We start from the raw sequence: 21,779 nt of genomic DNA, 5'->3' as shown, positions 1-21,779 counted from the left end.
CGATCCGCTCGACCTCGGCGTGGAACAGGGTGCCGAACGGTCGGCCGGCTCGACGTCACGCCGTATGTGGTCCAGCGCGAGAGCGGTTTTGTCGGGGGTGATGTCCATCCGTCCTCCAGTGATCCGGTTCGCTGTCTGGCGCGGGGCCGGGTCAGCCCGTCTGGGGGTGAGGCGATCGAGGCCTCATCGCGTGATGCGCACGGATGCCGTTGCGGTCCAGCTTCCCGGCCTCGCTGCGCGGAAGGGCGTCGCGGAACAGGAGCTCTTTCGGCACCTTGTACGACGCGAGGTCGCGCGCGCACAGCGCGCGCAGCTCCTCGGCCACGGTCTCGTCGTTGGTGGCGTCAGCTCCCGGCGCCCGCTCGATGACCGCGACCACCCGTTGGCCCCACTGCTCGTCCGGCACTCCGACGACCGCCGCGTCCCTGACGCGCGCGTGCCGAACGAGGCAGGCCTCGATCTCCGCGGGATAGATGTTCACTCCTCCGGAGATGATGAGGTCGCTGCGCCTGTCGTGGAGGAACAGGTACCCGTCGTCGTCGAGGGAACCGAGGTCACCGGCCGTGACCAGGTCACCGGACCGGCTGCGTTCGGTCTTCTCCGGGTCCCCGAGGTACTCGAACGGCGCGGGCACGCTGAAGTAGATGGTGCCCACCTGCCCTGTGGGTGTGGTCGCGGACGCGTCGTCGAGGATGCGCACGGTCACCCCGGGAGCCGGCCTGCCCACGCTGCCTCGCTTTACCGGCCACTCCTCGGGCGGCAGGACCGAGACCATTCCTTCGGTCGCGCCGTAGTACTCCCACACCACCGGGCCGACCCAGTCCAGCATCGCTGCCTTGACGTCCACCGGGCAGCGGGCGCCCGCATGCAGGACGGTGCGCAGACTCGAGACGTCGAACGAGGCGCGCTGGTCGGCGGGCAGGTCGAGCATCCGACGGAAATGCGTCGGCACCATGTGGGTCCAGGTTACCCGGTGCCGCTCGATCGCCTGCAGGACGACGACGGGATCGAATTTCCGGAGGCCCACGACGGTGTGCCCCAGGTGCAGCGCGATCTGCGAATACACCCCCGGCGCGTTGTGGAAAAGGGGGGAACAGGCCAGGTGCACGCCGGGGCTGTCGGGGTCGTCTGAGCACAGCCGGAACAGCGTCGCGCGCGCCGCCGTCAGCTCCGCCGCGACGTCGTCCGGATTCCGGCCGGTCAACTTCCGCCGCACGCCCTTGGGTCGCCCGGTGGTTCCGGACGTGTACGGCATGAGCGCACCGGCGACCCGGCGCGCCAGCCGCTCCGAGGACCGTCCGGCGCTCAACTCGGCATAGTCGCTCCAGCCGACCACCGCACCGCCCACCGCGAACCTGCGCACCGGCAGACCCACCGCCGCGGACGCCAGGCGCTCGCCGAGAGCGGCGTCGGCGACGAGCACTGCTGCCCTGCTGTCGGCGCAGATGTACTGGACCTCGCGCGGGCTCGAGTGCGTGTCGACCGGGACCAGGTACAACCCCGACTGAGCGGTGGCGAGGACCAGCTCGAAGTAGGCAACGCCGTTGCCCACCATCGCCACTACCGCGTCGCCCTCCGCGAGGCCCAGTGCGCGTAGTCCGTTGCTCACCCGGTTGACCTGCTCCGCGAGCACGGCGAACGAGACGGCCGTGCTGTCCGCGATGAGCGCGATGCGATCGGGGTGGGCGTCGGCGACTCGGTGAAAACCGAACTTCGAACGGTCCATATCTTGTTCCCTCATGCGATCCGGCGCGGTCGGCGTGATCGCGGAGTTCGTTCGCCGGACGTCGCCCGGCCGGGCCGCGGCGCAGTGGCGTCGGGCTAAGCGGAGAAGTGCCTCAGGTGCGGCATCACCTCGGTGGCGAACAGGTGTTGGGTCTGCCGAGACACGTCCTTCGGCATGGACCGCAGCCGCATCACGAGGTTCAGCCGCCGCGCGCCGGTCAGCTGGAGGCCTGCAGCGAGCTGGTCGAGCACGGTCTGCGGGGATCCCACGACGGCACCACCGAACAGCGGCATAAAGAGCTTCGCCTCTTCCGCGGGCAGACCACGACCGATCATCGTTTCCCACGCGGAGGCCTGCGCCCGCTCCTGGAGCTGCTTGGCCTCCTTGTCGGTCGGCGCGACGATGATCGACGTCGTCGTCAGGTAGTTGGCGCCGCTCACCTCGTGGCCCGCCTCGTGGGCCGCGTTCACGTAGCGCTCGAGGTTGCCGGCCGCGTCCGGGGCCATGAAGCCGTAGAGATTGTCCCCGGCCCGGCCGATCCGTTCGACCGACTCCGGCTTGAGTGCGGCGACCCACGGCCGTAGCGGTGGACCGAAGGGCTTCGGGTAGACCGTCGACGGCACGGCGATCCGGTTGTACTTGCCGTCGAAGGTGATCGAGTCCTTGTGCAACGCCTTCGTCAGCAGCTCGAAGTTCTCGTGGAAGCGGGCCTCGATGTCGTCCAGGCCGAAGCCGTAACGGTCTCGCTCGATCGAGAAGTTGCCCTTGCCGACCCCCAGCTCCGCCCGGCCGTTACTGAGGATGTCGAGCATGCCCGCCTCCTCCGCCAGCCGCCAGGGGTTGTGGAAGGTCAGGATCTGCACCGACTGGCCGATCCGCAGCCGGGTCGTCCGCATCGCGACCGCCGCCAGATACAGGTTGGGCGACGGGATGAGCGTCCAACCGTCGAAATGGTGCTCGGTGCACATGATGCCGTCGAAGCCGAGTCGCTCGGCCTCTACAGCATCTTCGATGGAGCTCTCGAAGATATCCCGGGCGAGGTCGGCGTCATACTTCTCGGGCGCCCAGTCACCTTCGTATTGAACGGCGTCAAGACGGATGAATTTGATGATCTCCGGCTCTTCGTGGAGGCGCGGAACCCTGTCGGAATCGCTATCCGTGGAAATGGACATTAGCAACGTCTCCCTCTTGCTCGTTCGGTCAAGCTGATCGTGATCTCGTCGCCGACCCAACCCGCCCGACAGGGGTATATGCCCATCGGCGTCGGTTTCAGGACGTACGCGCCGCCCGCGTTGCTGTGGTCGCCGTTGGGGAATGTCCTGCGGCGACCGCACTGCTCCGCTCCCGGGCTCAGGGGGTCGATCGTCGATCGCTTCGCAAGGCTAGGAGGCGTGGATCACGAAACATATCCGCTCGGCGAAGGTGTGTATCCACGAATCGCCATGTTCCGAGGAGTCGTGGACGCACTTGTCTCAAGTCGACGGGCGGTGCGGGCGAGCCGGCGTCGGGAGAAGACGCGGTCCGCGCAGCACGCAACCCAAGGATCGGGAGCCGTGATGGGCGACGTCGCCCAAGGTCACGTAGGGAGGAGCACCAGGACCGAGTGCTCAGGCCGAGAGAATGATCAGGTCAGCTGCCGTGCGCAACATGGTCGGGATCGCGGCCGCAGCCAGCACGGTGTCAGCGGTGAGTCCGATCGCGGCGGCTGTGGAAGATCCGCAACTCCCCGCACAGAACGTCGTCGACGACGCCTTCACGCGTCAGACCTACGGTGCTTCCGTCGGGATCAGATTCGATGAGCCGCCGGCTACCAGTCCGTCTCACTGAAGTCGGCTCCTCGCAGGTCAGAGCCAGGGGGAGCCAACTTCGCTCAGGCAAGACAGTTCGGCTTTAACCCGTCCTTAGCCCCGGTGATTCACGTCGGTGCTGATTGATCTTGGTGCCGGCTGGTTCGAGCGTTCGCGGTGTGTGGGCATGCGGGATCCTCCGGCCTGCTGCTCTGCCGGGTGCTCCGTCCTGGTCGTCGCGGCGTGAGGGTCGGGTCAGCCTGCTGGGCCGGGCAGGGCGTGGAGCCGGCCGAACGCGGCCGTGAGCTCCTCGGCCCAGGGCCAGCTGCGCTGGATCCGGACACGGACCCGTCGGCCACCCCGGGCAAGGCGGGCGGCGACGTGCAGCAGCCGGTAGCGCAGCGTCTTCGGCTCGGCCTTGGCCAGCTCGCCGTCGAGGAGCAGGTGCTGGGTCCAGGCGAGCAGGTCGACCGCGAGCATGGTGACGGTCAGCCACGCGGAGTTGATCGCGAAGTCCCGGGAGGGGAAGTGCCCCAGTCCAGTGTCCTTGCCGGTGCGGATCCGGTCCTCGACTCGGGCGTGCGCGCGGTGGCGAGCGTCGAGGAAGGCCAACTGTCCAGCGCGGGTGTCGGTGGCCAAGCAGGTGTAGCGCCACCCGTCCCGTTCTTCCATGAGGTCGAGCTGGGCTCCGGGATGTGGGCGTTCACGGCGCACGATCACCCGTGTCCCGTCCGGGTAGCCGGCCAACGCGGCGGCGGGCAGCAGACCGGTGATCTCAGCAACCGCCGCACTGTCGCGGGGGTCGCGGGGTTCGCCGTCGGTGTCGACCGCACCCGTCCAGATGCGTTTGCCCAAGGCGGTGATCGCGGCGCGTTCCCGGTCGGTGATCGACCAGCCGACCGAGAACTCGCAGGACACTCCCTGCTCACGCAGACCACGCAGGTGCGCCAGGAACGCACGCGTGCAACCGGCGGTGTCGGCCCGGATCAGGATCGGGTGCCCGTGCCGATAGCTGTCGGGGACCTGGGCGAGCGCGTCGTCGAGGACGGTGATGTGGTCGGCGGCGGTGTTCGCACCCGCGTTGCCTCGACGAAGTTCCCCGGCGAGGAACTCGCCGGTGTTGTCACAGAACGCGAGCATCGGGTGGTAGCCGAACGAGCCCTTGAATGTGGGTGCGGCCTGCTGTTTCTCGCTGTGGCAGACCACACTCGTCGCGTCCAGATCGAGCACCAGCGTCTCGCCGAGGTCCCGCCCGGCGACCCGGGATGCCGCGAACGCGCGCCCGTGGGTCTCGGCGTGCTGGGCCCACACCACCTCCCGTGCCCGGGCCCGCGCCGCAGAGATCGAGGCCAGGGCCCGTTCGTCGAGCCGGTCGAGCAGCCGCCAGCACGTCGAGCCCGACGCCACCGCACCGAACACCGCCTCCTGATCCGCCAGCACCGCGACATCGGACCTGACTTGCACAGGTGTCCGATGATCGACTGACGTTGGTGCTGGTCAGCGGATCGTGGGGGCGGTGGTCGGGGCACTAATGGGTAGCCTCTCGCGGTGGCCTACGTCCGGAAGGTGAAGACCGCGTCCGGGGCGACGGCCGTGCAGATCGTGGAGAAGCGCGGTGGCGTCCGGCGGGTCCTCGAACACCTCGGCTCGGCGCATGACCGGGCCGAGCTGGCGGTGTTGATGCAGTCCGCGCGTGATCGCCTTCACGCTGGTCAGCAGGCGCTTGACCTCTCCGCCGCGGTGGCCGCGGGCGCCGGTGCGGGATCGGCTGGGGCGGTGATCACCGGGTCGGCCTGTGAGGTCGTGTGGCAGGTCCTGACCGACGCCTACCGCCGGCTCGGGTTCGACGCCGTGGATGACGACGCGTTCCGGGCACTGGTCCTGGCGCGGATCATCGAGCCGACCTCGAAGCTGGCCGCGGTCGGCGTGCTCGACGAGCTCGGCGTCCCGACACCGCACCGCAACACCTTCGCCGCGGCGCTCAAGCGGTGTATCGACCGCGACTACCGCGGCACGCTGGCCACCGCCGCCACTGGCCACGCCACCCGGTCGGGTCCGGTGGCATTGGTGCTCTACGACGTCACGACCCTGCACTTCGAGGCCGAGAACGAGGACGAGCTGCGCCGGGTCGGAATGAGCAAGGAGCGCCGGGTCGACCCGCAAATCCAGGTCGGGCTACTGGTCGATCGCGGCGGGTTCCCGCTGGAGGTGCACTGTTTCGAAGGGAACAAGGCCGAGACCAAGACCCTGCTCCCGGTCCTGGAGGCGTTCCAGGAACGACACGGTGTCACCGACATGGTGGTCGTGGCCGACGCCGGGATGCTGTCCGCGGCGAACCTGAACGCGATCGAGGACGCCAGGCTGTCGTTCATCGTCGGCTCCCGGATCAGCAAGGCGCCCTACGACCTGGCCGCGCACTTCGAGCGGCACGGCAACGCCTTTGACAACGGCCAGGTCCTCGAATCGTCGCGGGTGATGGGCAGCGGCAAGGCGGCCCGCACCCGCCGGGTGGTCTACCAGTGGTTGTTCAAACGCCATAAGCGCGACGACCGGGCGATCAACGCCATGGTCGAGCGCGCCGAGAAGGTCGCCGACGGCAGCCGGCCGCTGAAGAAGGACCGGTTCGTTCGCCTCGAGGGCGCCGGCCCGGGAGTCGACTGGGGCCTGGTCGAGCGCGCCCGCCAGCTAGCCGGGCTCAAGGGCTACGTCACCAACCTGCCGGTCGACACGATGTCCGGCGTCCAGGTCATCGCCGCCTACCACGACCTGTGGCAGGTCGAGAAGAGCTTCCGGATGGCCAAGACCGACCTACGCGCCCGGCCAATCTTCCACCGCCAACACGACTCCATCGAAGCCCACCTGACGGTCGTGTTCGCAGCACTCGCGGTCAGCCGTCACCTGCAGGACGCCACCGGAGTGTCGATCAAGAAGCTGGTCCGGACGTTGCGGCCCCTGCGCACAGTCCAGATCCAGGTGAACGGGCACTCGCTCACCGCGGCTCCGCAGATCACCGGCGACGCCCGCGCGATCCTCGACCAGCTACCACCGATCACCGCACCGGGGCACTAAACCTGTGCAAGTCAGGTCTGATGAAAGTTGAGCATTATTGTCCTCCGTACATCGGGTGGTGGGGCATTCCGGGGTTCCGGACTCCCATCGTGTTAGCTCGTACGCCTGGACCCACCATGACAACCTGTCCAGGTTCCGCCATTACTTCCGCTAGCCGCTCAGTGTTCGTCTCGGCTCGCTGGCACTTGTGTTCGTCTCGGTAGTACCGGAGGCACCAGCGCATCGGGCACTGATCGGCTCCAGCTTCTCGGAGCCTGCACTGAGCACACGCTTTAGCGGGTCGTCTGATCTCGACCCCGCACTCGCACAACATCTGTTCATTCCTGTCTCTCCCCTCGATCTGAGAGCACTCGATAGCGCTCTCATTTGCTCTGCAACCGTGCATCTCGCTCCCGTGGGTGATTACCCCAGGGACTGAAAGTACGACCACAGCGGCCATCTCAGAGCCCGCTGTGTACCTTTCTGAGCCTCTATGGCGCCCAGACTGCCGTGCGCTGTAACTCATGGGGTAAGAACCAGGCATCGGCTCTACCACTACCGGAGAAGTCGACCCCGTACTCGGGTCGCCGGTGCTTCCCAGCGGTGTTCACAGACACGATCGTTCCGGTACGGCCCCGGAACCGGTCCCACGACCCGGAAGGCGGGTAGCGCGTTTCGTCGCGCTGCACGAGCACCTGGTCGCCGACTCTCATGCGATCACCATTCGGAAGTCGGTACCGCCCTGGTCCTCGATATCCCGGACCGTCCTCGCGAACCGGTCGTCTGCCTCGACCGGCCGGATCAGCTCCCAGAGGTGACGGCGATCCTGGTCGCTCAGAGCACGAGCGATCAGGTAGGCATAGTCCAGGCTGACGGGCGGCCGGCCGGACCGGCAGTCCTCGCACCTACGAGCAAGACCCGTGCGGGTCCGCTTATCGGCACGGAACTCCGCCTGGTCGGCTCCTCTGGCGCACCAATCGCAGCTCATGTGAACACCAGAGCCAATCCGAGGATAGCTAGCAGCGATCCTGTGACTACGAGCGTGACGATATGGAGGACGTACAGAGCCGTTCCCCATGCGGTGCGATCGCCGTTGACCAGCGTTATCCCGAACGCGCTCGTGAGTAGCGGGACCGGCAGCAGCACCAGGCCGACCAGCCATCCGAATACCAGCAGAACGACGCTCCATCCGAGAGCGTTAGCTACAGTGGCAGCTTCCGGCTCCTCAGCCATCCCGCGCCTCCAGCTCACGGAGACGCTTAGAGCGTGTTTGAGAAGATCAACTTGTTTGGGTGAAGGTGCGTCGCTGCTGTCGGGTGGCAGGTCCGCCGCGGGCGAGGCGGCGGGTCATGGTGTTGATCGCGGCCCAACGGATCATCGCCTCGGAGGTCGCCCGGTGACGTTCGTAGTCGCGAGCCAAGCGACGGTGGGCGGTCAACCAGGCCAGGCTGCGTTCGACCGCCCAGCGTCGTGGGATGACGACGAAACCGCGCTGACCGGCGGGTTTGCGCACGATCTCGATCGTGGTGCCCACGATGGTCTGCGCCCAGTCGACCAGGCGTCCGGCGAACCCGGCGTCGGCGAACACGAATCGCACCGTGGTGGCCAAGTAGGCGCCGAGCAGGGCGGTCTTGGCGCCGTCGCGGTCCTGACGCCCGGCAGAGCAGACCATCACCGTGAGCAGCAGCCCGAGGGTGTCGGTGACGATGAATCGTTTGCGACCGTTGACCTTCTTCCCGGCGTCGTAGCCGCGGGAGTCGCGGCCGACGGTATCGGCGCCACGCACGCTCTGGGAGTCGATGATCCCCGCGCTCGGCTCAGGGTCACGCCCCTCGGCTGCTCGGAGCTGTCTACGCACGATCGGGAGGATCTTCTCGGTGACCCGCTGCTGCTCCCACCGGTTGAAGTACCAGTACACGGTCTGCCACGGCGGGAAATCAGCTGGTAGGGCGCGCCAGGAGCAGCCAGCGCGTACCACGTAGAGGATCGCGTCGACCACGTCCCGGCGCGGGTGCTTCTCCGGCCGCCCGCCCGACCCAGGCGCGGGCAGCAGGGTCTCGATCAGCGCCCACTGCTCATCGCTGGTGTCCGAGGGATACCGCTTCCTCCGTCGAGCCACCCATCCACCGTGGACTCAATCCACCCTCGCGTCCCGCAGACACGCCGACGCTTCTCAAACACGCTCTTACTGATTTCATCGGCGATCGCCCGGAGGGATTTCCCCTCAACGACGCTCCCGTGATAGATCCGTTCTGCTGCCTCCCTGAGTACCGGAGTACTCGGGGGCCGTGTTCACCTCCGGTGACACTCCACTGGAGGGCTTCCGCGCCTAGAACCGGTCCCCGAGGCTGAGGCGCTTGTGTGCCTCCCTGGCCCGGTCGTCTGCCGACGAGGCCCCGTAGCGGTCCAGCATCTGGCGGGAGCGCCATCCCCCGAGGCGCATCAGGTCACCCTCGGATCCTCCGCTGGCACGCCAGTAGTGGGCGAACGTGTGCCGGAAGATGTGCGGGTGGAGTCCGGTGATCCCAGCATCCTGGCCCAGCCGCTCGATGATCTGACGTACCCCGTCCGTCGTGAGCGGTCCGGCCTTGCCGACCCACAACGCTGCGTGCCGGTCGGTGCGTGTCCGTAGGTACCGCCGGACCGCGAGTTCGGTCCGGTCTCCCCAGTAGACAGTGCGGAGGCGACGGCCCTTGCCGTAGACCAGGGAGGGATCCTTCCGGGTCATCGAGACCAGTTCCGCTACCCGTACCCCGGTGTCCAGCATGACCCTCAGGAGGGCCTGAGCCCTCCGGTCACGCGTGACCAGAAGTGACCTGATCTCAGCCTCGGTCAGCACCGGAACAGGCTTCTCCGGAACGGCCGGGGGCCGTAGCCGGTGGAAGGGCGATGCCGTGATCTCCTCCTCTTCCTCCAGCCAACGAAACAACTGCTGGAGGCGCCGGTAGTTCCCGGCCACGTAGGAGTCGGTGACCCGTCTCCCGGTGCGTTGGTGAGGAGTCTCGGCAAGATGCACGAGATAGCGCCGGATGTCCCGGTGAGTGACGTCAGCGATGCTGGTGTCCGGTCCCAGGTACTCGGCGAACTTGCGTCCGGCTTGTAGGTAGACGTCCACCGTGCGAGGCGCCTTGTTCGAGGCGCACAGCGCTAGTCGCCAGTCGGCAAGGAGGTCGGTTAGAGCGATGCACCCCGGTGCCGGTGGTCCCTGCTGGGACGCCGGGGAGGGACTGCGTAGGTCATCATCGTGAGGCACAGTGCGTTCCTCCTGGCTAGATCATCATCTAGCCCGAGGGACGTTTCCCCTGGTGGAGCCGCCTGGGAGAGTCGAACTCCCGACCTACGCATTACGAGTGCGATCGACCTCGTCCTCGGACCTGCACCGCTCCCCAGAATCGGCCGTTCTACCTGCACACTTACTGCTAACAGTTACTAGCTGTTATGGCCTTCAACAAGCTCTATTGCGGACTTGTCGCGGACCGCCGTCGGTTCCGAGCGTCCCGATCCCTCAGCCCCTCGGGCGGCGACTGCAACGCCGACCTCGGAGACTCGATCGCAACGGAGCTGCGCCCCATGAGCACCTTTCTCCACCCGCTTCCCCACCGGACAGTCGGCCCGACGCACGACGCCATCACACTCGGAGGCTGCCGGTGACCCCGCCGCGTCGGCCGGTTGACGTCCCGACCCTCGCCGCGCTGGCCGACCTGATCGCCACCATCGACCGGCACCGCGGCGCGCTGGTCAACCACCGTGTCGGTATCGGTGACCCGCTGGGTGCCGAGCAAGTCGTCACCCACGCGCTGGCCGATCTTGCCGTGTCCCACGCCCTGGCCGACCGGCTGCTGTGGCACCGCTGGCTGACTGTTGTCGAGGCGCTCACAGCAGGGGCAACATTCGCCGAGGTCGCGGTCGCATGTGGGCTCGACATCGACGAAGTGCAGGCCGGGCTCCGGGCGTGGACCGACGGGCAGGAGCGTTCGCGTGCCCACTACGGCAGCGGTGGGCTGTCGCCGGCTGAGGCCGACGAAGTACGTGCGTTGATCAACGGCTCGGGCGATGGCGACCGGTGAGCCTGCCACATGAGTGCTCGCGGTGGGCGATCTTGGAGCACGCGACTGGTGGTGTCGTTGCGAAGCGTCACGGGCAAGTCGGTCTCATCTTCGCGTGCTGTTCTCGATGCGGCGGACGAGCCATACGGTGACGGGACCGTCGGGGCGATCGGCAACGTGCACGGTGCCATCCGGTTCGATCTCGGCGACGGTGGGATGGTCGTCGATGTGCACGTGGTACCGCCCGGACGGTGGCAGAAGCCGGTGTGAGTCGGGGTGGATGCGGCCGTCGACGACCCAGCCCTCGATGTGATGCGGGCGCCCGAGCAGACAGGCGGCGCCGGAGAGGTCGCCGAACCTGATCAGTTTTCGGACTTGCGTTGATGAGCACCCCGTCAACAGCGGCATGCCGTGAACGGTGAAGCGCGCTTCCCGGCCGATCTGGTGCAGCAGCGTCACGTCGCCGGTGCCGCCGCGGCCGAAGCGGAAGTTCTCGCCGACGACGACGGCGGTGGCGTGCAGGGTCTCGACCAGGACGTGGTGGGCGAACTGCTCGGGCTCGACGGCGGCGAGGCAACGGTCGAACGGCAGAACCAGGATGTGGTCGGCACCGTTGCGGTCTGCCAGGCGTACCCGTTCCGCCAGCGAGACGATCGGTGTGGTGTCGCGGTCGGGGCCGGCAACGGTCGCGGGGTGGGGGTCGAAGGTCACCAGCACGACCGGCCGCCTCCGGGCGTCGGCAAGGGCACGGGCGTGTGCCAGGACGCGGACGTGACCGCGGTGCAGGCCATCGAACACGCCGAGGACGACCACTGCAGGGCCCCAGTCGAGGGGCACGTCGGCCAGGCTCGTCCAGTAGGGGCGGCGGAGTACCGGGGTCCGGTGCACTACAGCACTCTTTCGCCGGGGTGTGCACGGGACCGGGCGCCGGCGGTGGTCGCCCGGCGCCCGGTCCCGCGTCGGAGGATCAGGTGGCGACGTTGAAGAACGTGTCGGGCAGCTGGCCGCCGTACCAGACGACGGCCTTCTCGATGTTCGCGCCGTCCCAGATGACCGGCTTCCAGTCCGGGCCGTGGATGGGGTAACCACCGGCGAACAGCTCGACCCGGTTGCCACCGGGCTCGAACACGTAGATGAAGAAGGCCTGGGTCAGGCCGTGCTTGCCCGGCCCGGCGTCGATTGGTGTGCCTTCCTCGACGAACATGTCCGCGGCCCGCAGCAGCGTCTCCGGCGTGTCGAGACAGTAGGCGATGTGGTGCAGTCGGCCGCGCTCGCCCATCCCGTCCCGCATGATGGCGAGGTCGTGCACCTGCGAGGAGACCGACATCCACACCCCGAGGTCGCCCTCCGGGGTCCGGGCCGCTTCGCGCAGCTTGAAGCCGAGCACGTCGGAGTACCAGTCCCGGGCCTCGTCGACATTGCGCGCGGTGATGTTGAGGTGGTCCAGCCGACGCGCACCGATCCCCGGCATCGGGAACTTGATCGGCTGGCTGAGCAGCTTGGACGGGTCCGCGGGCTCGTAGCGCTCGAAGTCGTAGAACAGCTCGGTGCGGTGCCCGAACGGCCCGGTGAAGCTGAGCGTGTCGCCCTGGGCGAACGCCGAGGACCCACCGGCCTCCAGCTTGTGCTCGACGCCGGCATCTTTCAGCCGCCGCGCCCAACCCTCGACCTGGTCGGGCTCGGCGACCTGCCAGGCCATGTGGCCGAGGCCGGGCTGGGCCGCCTCGGTCAGCACGGTGGAGTAGCGCCCCCACTCGCCGCACGCACGCAGGTAGACCGACTGGCCCTCGCGGTGGGTCTCGTGCAGACCCAGAACTCGGGTGAAGAAGTCGAGCGACTCCTCGGGCTTGGGGGTGAAGACCTCCACGTGGTGCAGGTTGTGCACCCGGGGCGTGGTCACCTCGACGTACTCGACGGTGGAGGTCGCCGGCTCGGTCGCAGTGGACACCTGGACCATCTCCTATCTGCTGGTTCGCGAAACGAAGGTTGGTGTATGTGTGGCACCGGCCGCGGTGGGGCGAAGCGCGGCGGTGGGTGGTCGGTCGGGGCGGGGCGGCGCCCGGGGGATCAGATCCAGCCCGTGACGTACTCCCGGTTGAGTTCTTCCATCGCCTCCACGTCCAGTGGGGCGGCGGTCGGCGCCGAGCAGCGCGTACTGCGACCGGACTGGTCGAGGCCCTCGCCCCGGCGGTGGAAGTTGCCGCTGTGGAAGACCAGCGGTTCGTTCTCTCGGATTGCGAGCTCCTCGACGCGCCCCAGGTAGAGAACGTGGTCACCGCCGTCGTAGGACCGCCACGGCGTGCATTCGATGGTCGCGTGGGTGTGACGCAGCCGCGGAGCATGCCGACCCATCTCCCACTCGACCACCGCCCGGTCGTCGGGCCGTCCGGCGAAGGTCATCGCCACGCCGATCTGACGGGAGGACAGGACGTTCACCGTGAACGGGCGGTCCTCCAGCAGGGAGCACGCACGGGCCTTGCGGGCCAGGGAGACCAGTACCAGCGGTGGCTCGAGGGAGACCGAGCTGAACGCGTTGACCGTGGCCCCGCGGGGCTCGTCGTCGTGCAGGTAGCTCACGACTGTCACGCCGGTGGCGAACCGGCCGAGGCAGGAACGCAGCCGCGCGGGGTCGACCGTCTCGACCGCCGGGGGCGATTCTGCGCCGGAGTCATGCTCACTCATGTCACGGTCCTTTCCCGTCGTCGGGAGTCATCCGACGTCGCTGTCGTGCCCGAACGTCTCCACCCGCCTGACGGGCGACTTCTCCGGCTGGGCGAGGCTGATCATGTCCACCCGGTGTAGCCGGGTCGCCGTCTCCAGCCGCTTGCGGTCCTGCGCCCGGATGGCCTCGAGGATCTGCCCGTGCACCCGGACGTTGTGGTCGACCGTCTCGTCGTAGCCGTCGGCTCGCGCCGCCCTGACCAGCGCGCCGGTCAGCACCGTGACGAGGCTGTCGTAGATGCCGATCAGGACCGTGACGCCGGTCGATCGTGCGATCGCGCGGTGGAACTCGACGTTCGCCTCGAAGAAGCGACGCGGGTCCGAGGCGGAGGCGGTCATGCTCTCCAGCGCACGTTCCATCGCCGCGTGGTCGGCCGGCGTCGAGTTCTGCAACGCCAGGTTGTTGAACATCTCCTCGAGCAGCGTGCGCGACTCGAAGATGTCCAGCGGCGGCACGGTGAGCCCCTGGAACCACAGGTCGAGGGCGCCGAGCCGGACGCCGGGGGGCTGGTCAGCGGTGAACACTCCACCGCTGGGACCCGGTTTGACGACGATGAGCTCGCGGTCGCGCAGCAGCCGGAGGGCCTCGTTCATCACGCCCGGGCTGACCTCGAAGCGGCTGATGAGCTCGGTCCGCAGTCCGAGCCGTGATCCGGCGGGCAGCCCGGCCCGAAGGATCTCCATCTCGAGCTTCGCCGCCACGTCCTCGGCACGCGATGCCGACGCCCGGGACTTCGTCTCACGGTCCTTGCTCACAGCGCCCTCCGGTTCCTGCTCCGTCGCCCGGCCCGGCCGGGCCGTTGCTGTTGCACCGAGTCTGGCCGACCACGGCTCCCCCAACGGGCACGGCTCACCCGCCCGTGGAGGTCCTCCGGACGTCGTCGTTGTTGATCAGGTCGGGCGCCGTCCAGCCGTCGAGGTCGTACTCGGACATGCACTGGTCGACCATGGCCTTGAAGGCGTCGATCTGGCCGGACTGCTGCTGCCCCATGTAGGCCTCGATGCGCAGGTTCTCGTGGTTTCCCGAGTAGTTGCGCTCGTAGAGTTCGTGTCGCCCGCCGAACTCCGAGCCGATGGCGTCCCAGACGAGCTTCATCAGCTTGACCCGGTCCTCGGCACTGCGTCCGGCCGAACCGCGCACGAACTGGTCCAGGTAAGGCCGCAGCTCCGGGTTCTTCCAGTCCCGCGAGCTGGACGGCAGGTAGATCAGCGCGCTGGCGACGTCCTGCTCGAAGATCTCCTTCGCGCGTGGGTAGGCCTGGGTCATCATCAACCGGTAGACCGAAGCGGCGTCGGGGTTCGGCACGCAGGTGCCGTCCGCCCACTGGGCCGGGTTGTCGACCATGGAGTCGACGCAGGTCCAGAACAGGTTGCGCAGGCAGACCAGCTCGCCGATCCGCGTCTGCACCCCGCGGAAGTTGGACGTGCCGGTCATCTCGAGCGCCTTGGTCAGCAGCCCGACCAGGAAGTCGAACTTCACCGCCAGACGCACGCAGCCGTGCAGCATGGCCCGGAACACGAACCCGGACCCGGCGAAGAAGTTGTTGGCCTTGTCCACGTCGTAGCAGAACACGTTGCCCCAGGGGACCAGGACGCGGTCGAAGACCAGGATCGAGTCGTTCTCGTCGAGCCGGCTAGACAGCGGGTAGTCGAACGGGTCGCCGTTGGTGGCTGCGTTGAGCTCGTAGGACTGGCGGCAGATCAGCTTCACGCCCGAGGTGTTCATCGGGACCATGAACATGGCCGAGAACTCCTTGGACTTCACGGGCAGGCCGTAGTTGCCGACGAAGTTGTAGTGCGTGAGGGCCGAGTTCGTCGCGACGACCTTGGCGCCCGACACGATCAGACCCTCGTCGGTCTCCTCGAGGACCCGCATGAACACGTCACCGGCGGCCTCCATCCCGAGGTCGCGGTCGACCGGCGGGTTGATGATGGCGTGGTTGACGTAGAGCAGCCGCTCCTGACACTCGGCGTACCAGCGCCGGGCGTTGTCCTGGTACGGCGCGTAGAACTCGGTGTGCGAGCCGAGCGTGGACAGGAACGACGCCTTGTAGTCGGGGCTGCGCCCGAGCCAGCCGTAGGTCATGCGGGCCCACTCGGCGGTGGCCTCGGCACCCGCGCGCAGCTCGGCCGGCGAGTACGGCGCCTTGTAGTAGGGGTGGGTGAACCCGCCGTTGCCGGTGTCGGTCGGCACGGCCAGGGTGCCCTTGTTCGCCGGGTCGTGCATCGCGTCGTAGAGACGCGCCACCATCCGGGCGGTGTTCCGGAACGCCGGGTGCTCGGCGACGTTCTGCACCCGCTCACCGTCGAGCCAGACCTCGCGGCCGTCGTTGAGGCTCTCCAGGTACTCCGCCCCGGTGAACGGGCGGCGGTCGTTCGCGCCGGCGTCGCCGGCGGCCGGCTCACTGATCGTCTGCGTCATTGCAGTCTCCTCCGTATGAAGGTCGGCCTCCCTCGACACCCGGTCACGGGTCGGCGAGGCCTCGGGATCTGCTGGAAGGTTTCGAATTGTGCATGAAGATAGAGAGTGGTCCCCGGCACGTCAACCTCTTCCTGAACTGGGGCAATGAGACTCAGGAGCTGCTGAGGCCATCTTCAATGTGTGTAATCTTCTTGCTACGGTCTCCCTCGCCAGCGAGCCGTTGGCTCGCGAACCCCACGACATCGGAGGTCAGTGATGACCCAGACCGCGACCGCTGCTGCGAACCCCGAGATCGGCAACTCCGTCCGGGCGGCCGGGATCAGGACGAACTACCACGACCGCGGGAGCGGGGCGCCGGTCCTGCTGATCCACGGATCCGGCCCCGGCGTCTCGGCGTGGGCGAACTGGCGCGGCGTGCTGCCGGAGCTGGCGGAGACCCGGCGGGTGATCGCCCCGGACATCGTCGGGTTCGGCTACACCGAGCACCCCGAGGGCTACACCTTCAGCCGGCAGGCCTGGGTGGACCACCTGGCCGGGCTGCTCGACGCACTCGAACTGGAGAAGGTCTCCATCGTGGGCAACAGCTTCGGAGGAGCACTGGCGCTCTGGCTCGCCGATCAGTTCCCCGAGCGCGTCGACCGGCTGGCTCTGATGGGCAGCGTCGGCACCCGGTTCGAGATCACCCCCGGCCTCGACGCGGTGTGGGGCTACGAGCCGTCGGTGGAGAACATGCAGCACTTGCTCGAACTGTTCGCCTACGACCAGTCGCTGCTCGGGCCGGACCTGGCGCAACTGCGCTACGAAGCCTCGGTCCGGGACGGCGTGCACGAGTCCTACTCCGCGATGTTCCCGACGCCGCGACAGAACGGTGTCGACGCCCTCGCCCTCGACGACGACGCGCTGAGCTCACTGCCCCACGACACCCTGATCGTGCACGGCCGCGACGACAAGGTCATCCCCCTGTCCGCCTCGCTGCGACTGCACGAGCTCATCGCCCGGTCCCAGCTGCACGTGTTCGGGCAGTGCGGCCACTGGACCCAGATCGAGAAGCGCGACGAGTTCGTCCAGCTGCTGGGCAACTTCCTGCCCGCCTGACTCCTTCCGGTGTCGTGGCACCCCGGGGCCGTCCGAGCTTTCCCGGGGGTGCCCGACGACCGGCCGAAGCGCCTCGCTGTGAGGGGAAGGCATGCAGAACCAGCTCTCGGTGCCCGAGCTCGCGGCCCGGTTGGCCACGGCAGCCGCGGAGCGCACCGCCATCGGCAAGCTGACCGACCAGTTCCCCGAACTGGAGCTGGCCACCGCCTACCGGGTCCAACGCGAGCTCCGCAGCACCGCCGGCGCGCTGGCCGGCTGGAAACTGGGCCTGACTTCCCCCGGCGAAACAAGCGCAGGTCGACGTCGGCGAGCCGATCTATGGCTTCCTGCCCGCCGCTGGCGCGCTCGAGGTCGGTGAACAACTGGACACACGGACCCAGATCCAGCCTCGCTGCGAACCCGAGATCGTGTTCATCCTCGGTCGCGACCTCGCCGGGCCACATGTCACGACCGCCGAGGTGCTCGCGGCTACCTCGGCTGTCGCGGTGGGGATCGAGGTCCTTGACTCCCGTTACCTCAACTACCATTTCGCCACCGCCGACGTCGTCGCGGACAACACCTCGGTATCGCGCTACGTCCTCGGCAGCCCTGTGGCTCCTTCCGGGATCGACCTGCGCTTGGTCGGGGTCGTGCTGGAGAAAAACGGGGCCATCGCGGCGACCGCGGCCGGAGCCGCCTCGCTCGGGGACCCCGCCGCCGCGGTGGCCTGGCTCGCCCGGACTCTTGCTCCCGAAGGAGAAGGACTCCGGGCGGGTGAGATCGTCCTTTCCGGCGGACTGACCGCCGCAGTACCGGTTGCCCCCGGCGACACCGTGACCGTCACGATCGACCGCCTCGGAACGATCGAGCTGCGCTGTCGCTAACCTGCACGGCACCTGTCGACGCCGACTCGAGCTGTCACACAAACCCGGCGACCACGATGACTCCGAGAAGGACAGGCCCGGAGACCAGCATCGATGCGAGTGTGTAGCCCACGACGTCGCGAAGCCTGCAGTTCGCGATCGCCAGCAGCGGCAGCATGAACAGAGGCTGGACCATGTTCGTGAGGCTGTCGCCGTAGGCGATCGCCATCGTGATCACCGCCGGGTCCGCGCCGAGCTCGACGGCCGCGTCGAGCATGACCGGCCCCTGGATGGCGAACTGCCCGCCGGCACTGGGGATCGCGATGTTGAGCAGCGCAGCCGACACGAAGGTGAAGATGCCCAGCGTCGCGGCGGTGGAGTGCTCGACGAAGAATGTGCTGATCATGTTTCCGAGACCAGTCGAGGTCATGACCCCCATGATCCCGGCATACAACGGGAACTGGATCAAGATGTCGCCGACCGTGGCGGCGGCGTTCTTGACCAGCTGGCCAAGTTCGAAGGCTGACCGGGACAAGAGAAGCAGTGCTGCAAGAAACGTCCAGTTGACGATGTCCAACGTCAAGTCGAACCCGCTGGTCGCAAAATGCCATCCCAGATACGCAACCACCCCGAGTCCGAGAATCAGCGGGACGATCCGGGAGCTGTCGATCCGGGCGGCCGGTGACGTGTCCTCCGCGTCGACGTGCTGGATGGTTTTGTCGATGGACCCGGCGGTCAGGTCTGGCGGCAGTTGCACAACCGCGGTGTTGTTTTTCGGGCGCAGCGTGGGCATGGCCAGCGTGAGCAGCGGAATCACGACAATGATGCCGACCAGATTCCACGGTGTCCCGAGCGTGTCCTGGATGGGAATCGTCGATCCGAGCGTCTCGACGATGAACGAGTCCGGGGTCGCGGCGGCAAGTGGCGATGAACTCGAGTAGCCCATCGCCCAGACGCTCATCGAGGTGTACGCGGCGGCGACGAGCAGCGGGAAGTGCACCTTCACGCCGCGGTCGCGCATCTGCAGCGCCACCTCGCGCGAGAGCAGCCCGCCGACGACCAGGGCAAGGCCCCAGGTCAGCATCCCGGAGATGCACGAAACCAGTGTGACCCACGCGTAAGCCTGGAACGCGGTGCGCGGGACCCGCGCCATCGTGATGAGCGCCTTACGCACCGGGTCGGTGTTGGCCAATGCGTGCCCGAAAAGCAGGATCAGACACATCTGGGTCGTGAACGCCAGCAATCCTGAAAGTCCCTCACCCCAGCCTGACAGTACGTCGGCGGGGGCTGCGGGGGTCATGAACAATGCCATGAGCACAACGACGACTGTCAAAGCGACAGCGAATATGAGGGGCGATGGCATCCAACGCTCGACCCAGCGGGCTGCGGGTGCGCTCAGGCTTCGCAGCATCAGTGCACCACCCTAGCGTCGAGCCAAGCGCGCGTGGAGTGCGTGAGACCGATACCCCGCCCCGGGGCAGCATAGAACTTCTGTGGTCGTGGCATCGTGATTCCTCTCTGAATCATCGTGCAGTTCGACGATCGCGCAATAGGCGAAAATGGGTTGCGGACGGTCGCGACTAGAGATGAGGCCACGGTTAATGGCAGAACGCGGCCGCGGGGTGTCCAGGTCAGGCAGAGGAGGAAGCGCCGTGACTCAGTGGGCGGAGGGCGACAGGGAACCGATGTGCTGCGCCAGAAGCACACCGAGGTGTTTCATGTGCGCCGACATCGAGGTGCGTGCTGCGTCGGCGTCCCTGTTCTGCAGAGCGTTGAGGATGTCTCTGTGGTCGGTGCACGCTGCTTCCGGCCAGCCGGTCGTCTGGGAGTAGGTCGAGGACGGCGTGTACTTCAGAGTGATCGCCAGAAGCCAGAGCATCTTCCGGGCGTTGGCGGCGAGGTTGATGGCGCGGTGGAACTGATGGTTTGCCGTCCGGACGGTCTCGTAGTCGCCGGCTCCGGCGGCGGCGACGATCGTGTCCTGCAGCTGCTCCAGCTCGGCAATCTCGCTGTCGCTCATTCGGAGCGCGGCACGGCTTGCCAACTCGCCACAGATCAACGCCTGCGAGGTGAAGATGTCGAGGATGTCGTCCGGATCAAGGGGCGCGACTACGAAGCCACGCCGCGGGACCATCTCGACGAAGCCCTCACCCTCGATCGCCAAGAGCGCCTCGCGGGCCGGAGTCACGCTGATCTCAAGCTCGTCGGCCAGCTGCTCTGGACGCAGGTACTCGCCTTCTCGGAGGCGACCGGCGATGATCGCCTCGCGTACGAAGCGGGCCGCCATGTCACTGAGGCGGTTGCGCCCGCCGCGGGACTGAGCCATTGCGTCCCTCCTTCACCGTCTGCTCTTTACAGAAAATATTCTGTGAACCACACTCAACATGCGCAGTGTGGTCCAGGACCGTTGCAAGTTCAAGGGGCATCTCCCAGGACCGGCCGGCCCACACACGCGGCTGGAGGCTATGTATGTCTGATCACGGGGTCACGTTGCCGGCGCTGCTCGAACAGCTGACCGCTCAGCAGGGCCGAGAGGTAGCTCTCTACGAGGGCGACCAGGCCGTGACCTTCGGGCAGCTCACCGACCGTTCGGCCGGCCTGAGCGCCGGGCTCGCCGGCTTGGGGCTCGGACGGGGCGACGTACTGGCTGTATGGCTGCCCAACTCGGCCGCCTGGGTGGAGGCCGCCTTCGCCGGTTGCCGCCGGGGCGCCGTGGTCCTCGGCGTCAACACCCGATACCGAGCTGTCGAGGTGACGCAAGCGCTGAACGAGTCCGGTGCCCGCGTCCTGATCACCTGGCCGGGCTTCCATGGCATCGACTTCCTTGGCATGCTGGCCGAAGTCGCCGACGAGCTGCCGAACACGCTGGAACATATCGTGGCCGTGGGCGATATCGCTCCCGAGTCGATCCCCCCAGCTTTGCGGGCGCGAGTCGTCGGATGGAGCACACTCGCCGATCATGACCCCGCGGCAGCGGGCGAAGTGCAGGTGGATCCCGACGCGCCGGGGTTCGCCTTCAGCTCCTCCGGGAGTACGTCGGCACCGAAGCTCGTCCTGCACAGCCAACGCGGGATGATCCTGCACTCCCAAGCCGTCGCACGCGCCTTCGGCTACTCCGCGCCGGACACGGTGGTGCTGGGCGCCCTCCCGTTCTGCGGGGTGTTCGGGTTCAACACCCTCATGGCCGGCCTGGCTGCGGGTCGCCCCGTCGTGATCCAGGACGTCTTCACCGCCGAGGGCGCCGTCGACCTCATCCGCCGACACGCCGTGACCCACACCAACCTCGCGGACGAGATGTTGCGCAGGATCGCGGCGGCCGCTGCGCTGGAGAGCATGCCGTCGTGGCGGGAGGCCGGGTTCGGCAACTTCACCGCCACCGATCCAGTCGAGCTGGTCCGGGCCGGGGACGCGGCGGGCAAGAAGTTCTTCCAGACCTACGGGTCGAGCGAGGTGTTCGCCCTCATGTGCTATCCGGTCGCGGACGCGGACACCGAACGACGCGCGCGCGGTGGCGGCGTCCCGGTGTCGGAGAACATCCGGTTCCGCATCCGTGACCCCGAGACCGGCAGGCTCGCCGAAGCCGGTTCGGACGGCGAGATCGAGATCCAGGGCTCCAACGTCACGATCGGCTACCTGAACCGGCCGGGCATCGAGGACCTCGGGCCGGACGGTTACTTCCGTACCGGTGACCTCGGGCTGGAAGGTGCCGGGCGCGACCTGGTGTACCTGTCCCGCCGCGGCGACGCCCTGCGCCTGGGCGGCTTCCTCGTCAGTCCCCGCGAGATCGAGGCCTTTCTCGAGGAGCTACCGGGTATCACCGCGGCCCAACTGGTCGGGGTGGACACCGAGAGCGGCGCCGTACCGGTCGCGTTCGTCCTCGCCGCGGGCACGGTCGACGAGCGCGCTGTCATCGAGCGCTGCCGGTCATCCCTGGCCCACTTCAAGGTGCCGCGACGGGTCCTCGTGCTCGAGGAGTTCCCCATCGTTCCCGGCACCAACGGCGACAAGATCCAGCGCACCACGTTGCGTGCCCTCGCCACCGAGGCGCTCGCCACGTCGTCCCCACGCGGTTCAGGAGAAGGAGCTCGGTGA

At 67.7% G+C, this 21,779-nt stretch carries 19 protein-coding genes and 1 pseudogene; 6 read left to right on the top strand and 14 right to left on the bottom strand.

Features of this window, described 5'->3' with window-relative positions; genetic code table 11:
* Positions 1–151: 151 nt before the first annotated feature.
* The 3 genes and pseudogenes from JOF36_RS03790 to JOF36_RS03780 all read right to left on the bottom strand — a co-directional run.
* Positions 152–1,726: an AMP-binding protein gene (locus tag JOF36_RS03790; protein ID WP_210025035.1), complete on the bottom strand. Its 1,575-nt coding sequence runs from the start codon at positions 1,724–1,726 to the stop codon at positions 152–154.
* A gap of 95 nt (positions 1,727–1,821) precedes the next feature.
* On the bottom strand, positions 1,822–2,898 hold the full coding sequence (locus JOF36_RS03785; RefSeq protein WP_210025034.1) for an LLM class flavin-dependent oxidoreductase: 1,077 nt from the start codon (positions 2,896–2,898) through the stop codon (positions 1,822–1,824).
* Positions 2,899–3,768: 870 nt separating this feature from the next.
* Positions 3,769–4,965 (bottom strand): annotated as a pseudogene (locus JOF36_RS03780) (IS1380 family transposase); the annotation flags it as partial.
* Positions 4,966–5,061: 96 nt separating this feature from the next.
* Here JOF36_RS03780 and JOF36_RS03775 point away from each other — a divergent pair.
* Entirely contained in the window at positions 5,062–6,582 is a 1,521-nt protein-coding gene (locus JOF36_RS03775; protein ID WP_210024408.1) for an IS1634 family transposase, read from the top strand.
* A 470-nt stretch (positions 6,583–7,052) separates the two neighbouring features.
* Here the strand turns inward: JOF36_RS03775 and JOF36_RS41660 are convergent, their stop codons facing one another.
* From JOF36_RS41660 to JOF36_RS40690, 4 genes are all read right to left on the bottom strand, one after another.
* A complete protein-coding gene (locus JOF36_RS41660; protein WP_504739882.1) occupies positions 7,053–7,274 on the bottom strand; it encodes a hypothetical protein in 222 nt (73 codons plus the stop codon).
* A 271-nt stretch (positions 7,275–7,545) separates the two neighbouring features.
* Positions 7,546–7,794: a hypothetical protein gene (locus tag JOF36_RS03770; protein WP_210025033.1), complete on the bottom strand. Its 249-nt coding sequence runs from the start codon at positions 7,792–7,794 to the stop codon at positions 7,546–7,548.
* A 46-nt stretch (positions 7,795–7,840) separates the two neighbouring features.
* Complete coding sequence (locus JOF36_RS03765; RefSeq protein WP_210024799.1) at positions 7,841–8,680, bottom strand: IS5 family transposase; 840 nt, start codon at positions 8,678–8,680, stop codon at positions 7,841–7,843.
* A gap of 210 nt (positions 8,681–8,890) precedes the next feature.
* Entirely contained in the window at positions 8,891–9,814 is a 924-nt protein-coding gene (locus tag JOF36_RS40690; RefSeq protein WP_210025032.1) for a tyrosine-type recombinase/integrase, read from the bottom strand.
* 394 nt (positions 9,815–10,208) lie between these two features.
* Between JOF36_RS40690 and JOF36_RS03755 the strand changes: the two genes are divergently transcribed.
* Positions 10,209–10,628: a hypothetical protein gene (locus JOF36_RS03755; protein WP_210025031.1), complete on the top strand. Its 420-nt coding sequence runs from the start codon at positions 10,209–10,211 to the stop codon at positions 10,626–10,628.
* A gap of 84 nt (positions 10,629–10,712) precedes the next feature.
* Here the strand turns inward: JOF36_RS03755 and JOF36_RS03750 are convergent, their stop codons facing one another.
* The 5 genes from JOF36_RS03750 to JOF36_RS03730 form a co-directional block, all read right to left on the bottom strand.
* Positions 10,713–11,420 carry an adenylyltransferase/cytidyltransferase family protein gene (locus JOF36_RS03750; RefSeq protein ID WP_210025030.1) on the bottom strand — a complete coding sequence of 236 codons (708 nt, stop codon included), beginning with the start codon at positions 11,418–11,420 and terminating at the stop codon, positions 10,713–10,715.
* A 154-nt stretch (positions 11,421–11,574) separates the two neighbouring features.
* The gene (locus JOF36_RS03745; RefSeq protein ID WP_210025029.1) at positions 11,575–12,555 is read right to left on the bottom strand and encodes a catechol 2,3-dioxygenase; all 981 of its coding nucleotides are present in this window, start codon (positions 12,553–12,555) and stop codon (positions 11,575–11,577) included.
* A gap of 119 nt (positions 12,556–12,674) precedes the next feature.
* A complete protein-coding gene (locus JOF36_RS03740) occupies positions 12,675–13,289 on the bottom strand; it encodes a flavin reductase family protein (protein ID WP_210025028.1) in 615 nt (204 codons plus the stop codon).
* 27 nt (positions 13,290–13,316) lie between these two features.
* Positions 13,317–14,084 (bottom strand): FadR/GntR family transcriptional regulator, encoded by a 768-nt coding sequence (locus JOF36_RS03735; RefSeq protein ID WP_210025027.1) that lies wholly within the window; start codon positions 14,082–14,084, stop codon positions 13,317–13,319.
* Between the two features lie 94 nt (positions 14,085–14,178).
* Positions 14,179–15,750, bottom strand: a complete 1,572-nt coding sequence (locus JOF36_RS03730; protein WP_210025026.1) for a 4-hydroxyphenylacetate 3-hydroxylase family protein — start codon at positions 15,748–15,750, stop codon at positions 14,179–14,181.
* 255 nt (positions 15,751–16,005) lie between these two features.
* Here JOF36_RS03730 and JOF36_RS03725 point away from each other — a divergent pair, with 255 nt between their 5' ends.
* The 3 genes from JOF36_RS03725 (at position 16,006) to JOF36_RS38560 (ending at position 17,708) form a co-directional block, all read left to right on the top strand.
* Positions 16,006–16,845: an alpha/beta fold hydrolase gene (locus JOF36_RS03725; RefSeq protein WP_210025025.1), complete on the top strand. Its 840-nt coding sequence runs from the start codon at positions 16,006–16,008 to the stop codon at positions 16,843–16,845.
* A gap of 91 nt (positions 16,846–16,936) precedes the next feature.
* The gene (locus JOF36_RS38565) at positions 16,937–17,203 is read left to right on the top strand and encodes a hypothetical protein (RefSeq protein WP_245350667.1); all 267 of its coding nucleotides are present in this window, start codon (positions 16,937–16,939) and stop codon (positions 17,201–17,203) included.
* On the top strand, positions 17,160–17,708 hold the full coding sequence (locus JOF36_RS38560; protein ID WP_372447443.1) for a 2-keto-4-pentenoate hydratase: 549 nt from the start codon (positions 17,160–17,162) through the stop codon (positions 17,706–17,708). The genes JOF36_RS38565 and JOF36_RS38560 overlap by 44 nt, the downstream gene beginning before the upstream one ends.
* 34 nt (positions 17,709–17,742) lie before the next feature.
* Here the strand turns inward: JOF36_RS38560 and JOF36_RS03715 are convergent, their stop codons facing one another.
* Together JOF36_RS03715 and JOF36_RS03710 are read right to left on the bottom strand one after the other, a co-directional pair.
* The gene (locus JOF36_RS03715; protein ID WP_210025024.1) at positions 17,743–19,098 is read right to left on the bottom strand and encodes a short-chain fatty acid transporter; all 1,356 of its coding nucleotides are present in this window, start codon (positions 19,096–19,098) and stop codon (positions 17,743–17,745) included.
* Between the two features lie 246 nt (positions 19,099–19,344).
* Positions 19,345–20,013 (bottom strand): GntR family transcriptional regulator, encoded by a 669-nt coding sequence (locus JOF36_RS03710; protein WP_210025023.1) that lies wholly within the window; start codon positions 20,011–20,013, stop codon positions 19,345–19,347.
* Between the two features lie 143 nt (positions 20,014–20,156).
* On the opposite strand from JOF36_RS03710, the gene JOF36_RS03705 reads away from it, so the two are divergent.
* A complete protein-coding gene (locus JOF36_RS03705) occupies positions 20,157–21,779 on the top strand; it encodes an AMP-binding protein (protein WP_210025022.1) in 1,623 nt (540 codons plus the stop codon).

The organism is Pseudonocardia parietis (assembly GCF_017876315.1).
Taxonomy (GTDB): Bacteria; Actinomycetota; Actinomycetes; order Mycobacteriales; family Pseudonocardiaceae; genus Pseudonocardia; species Pseudonocardia parietis.
The sequence above is the reverse complement of the archived record's forward strand: the minus strand, read 5'-3'. Positions and strand labels throughout refer to the sequence as shown.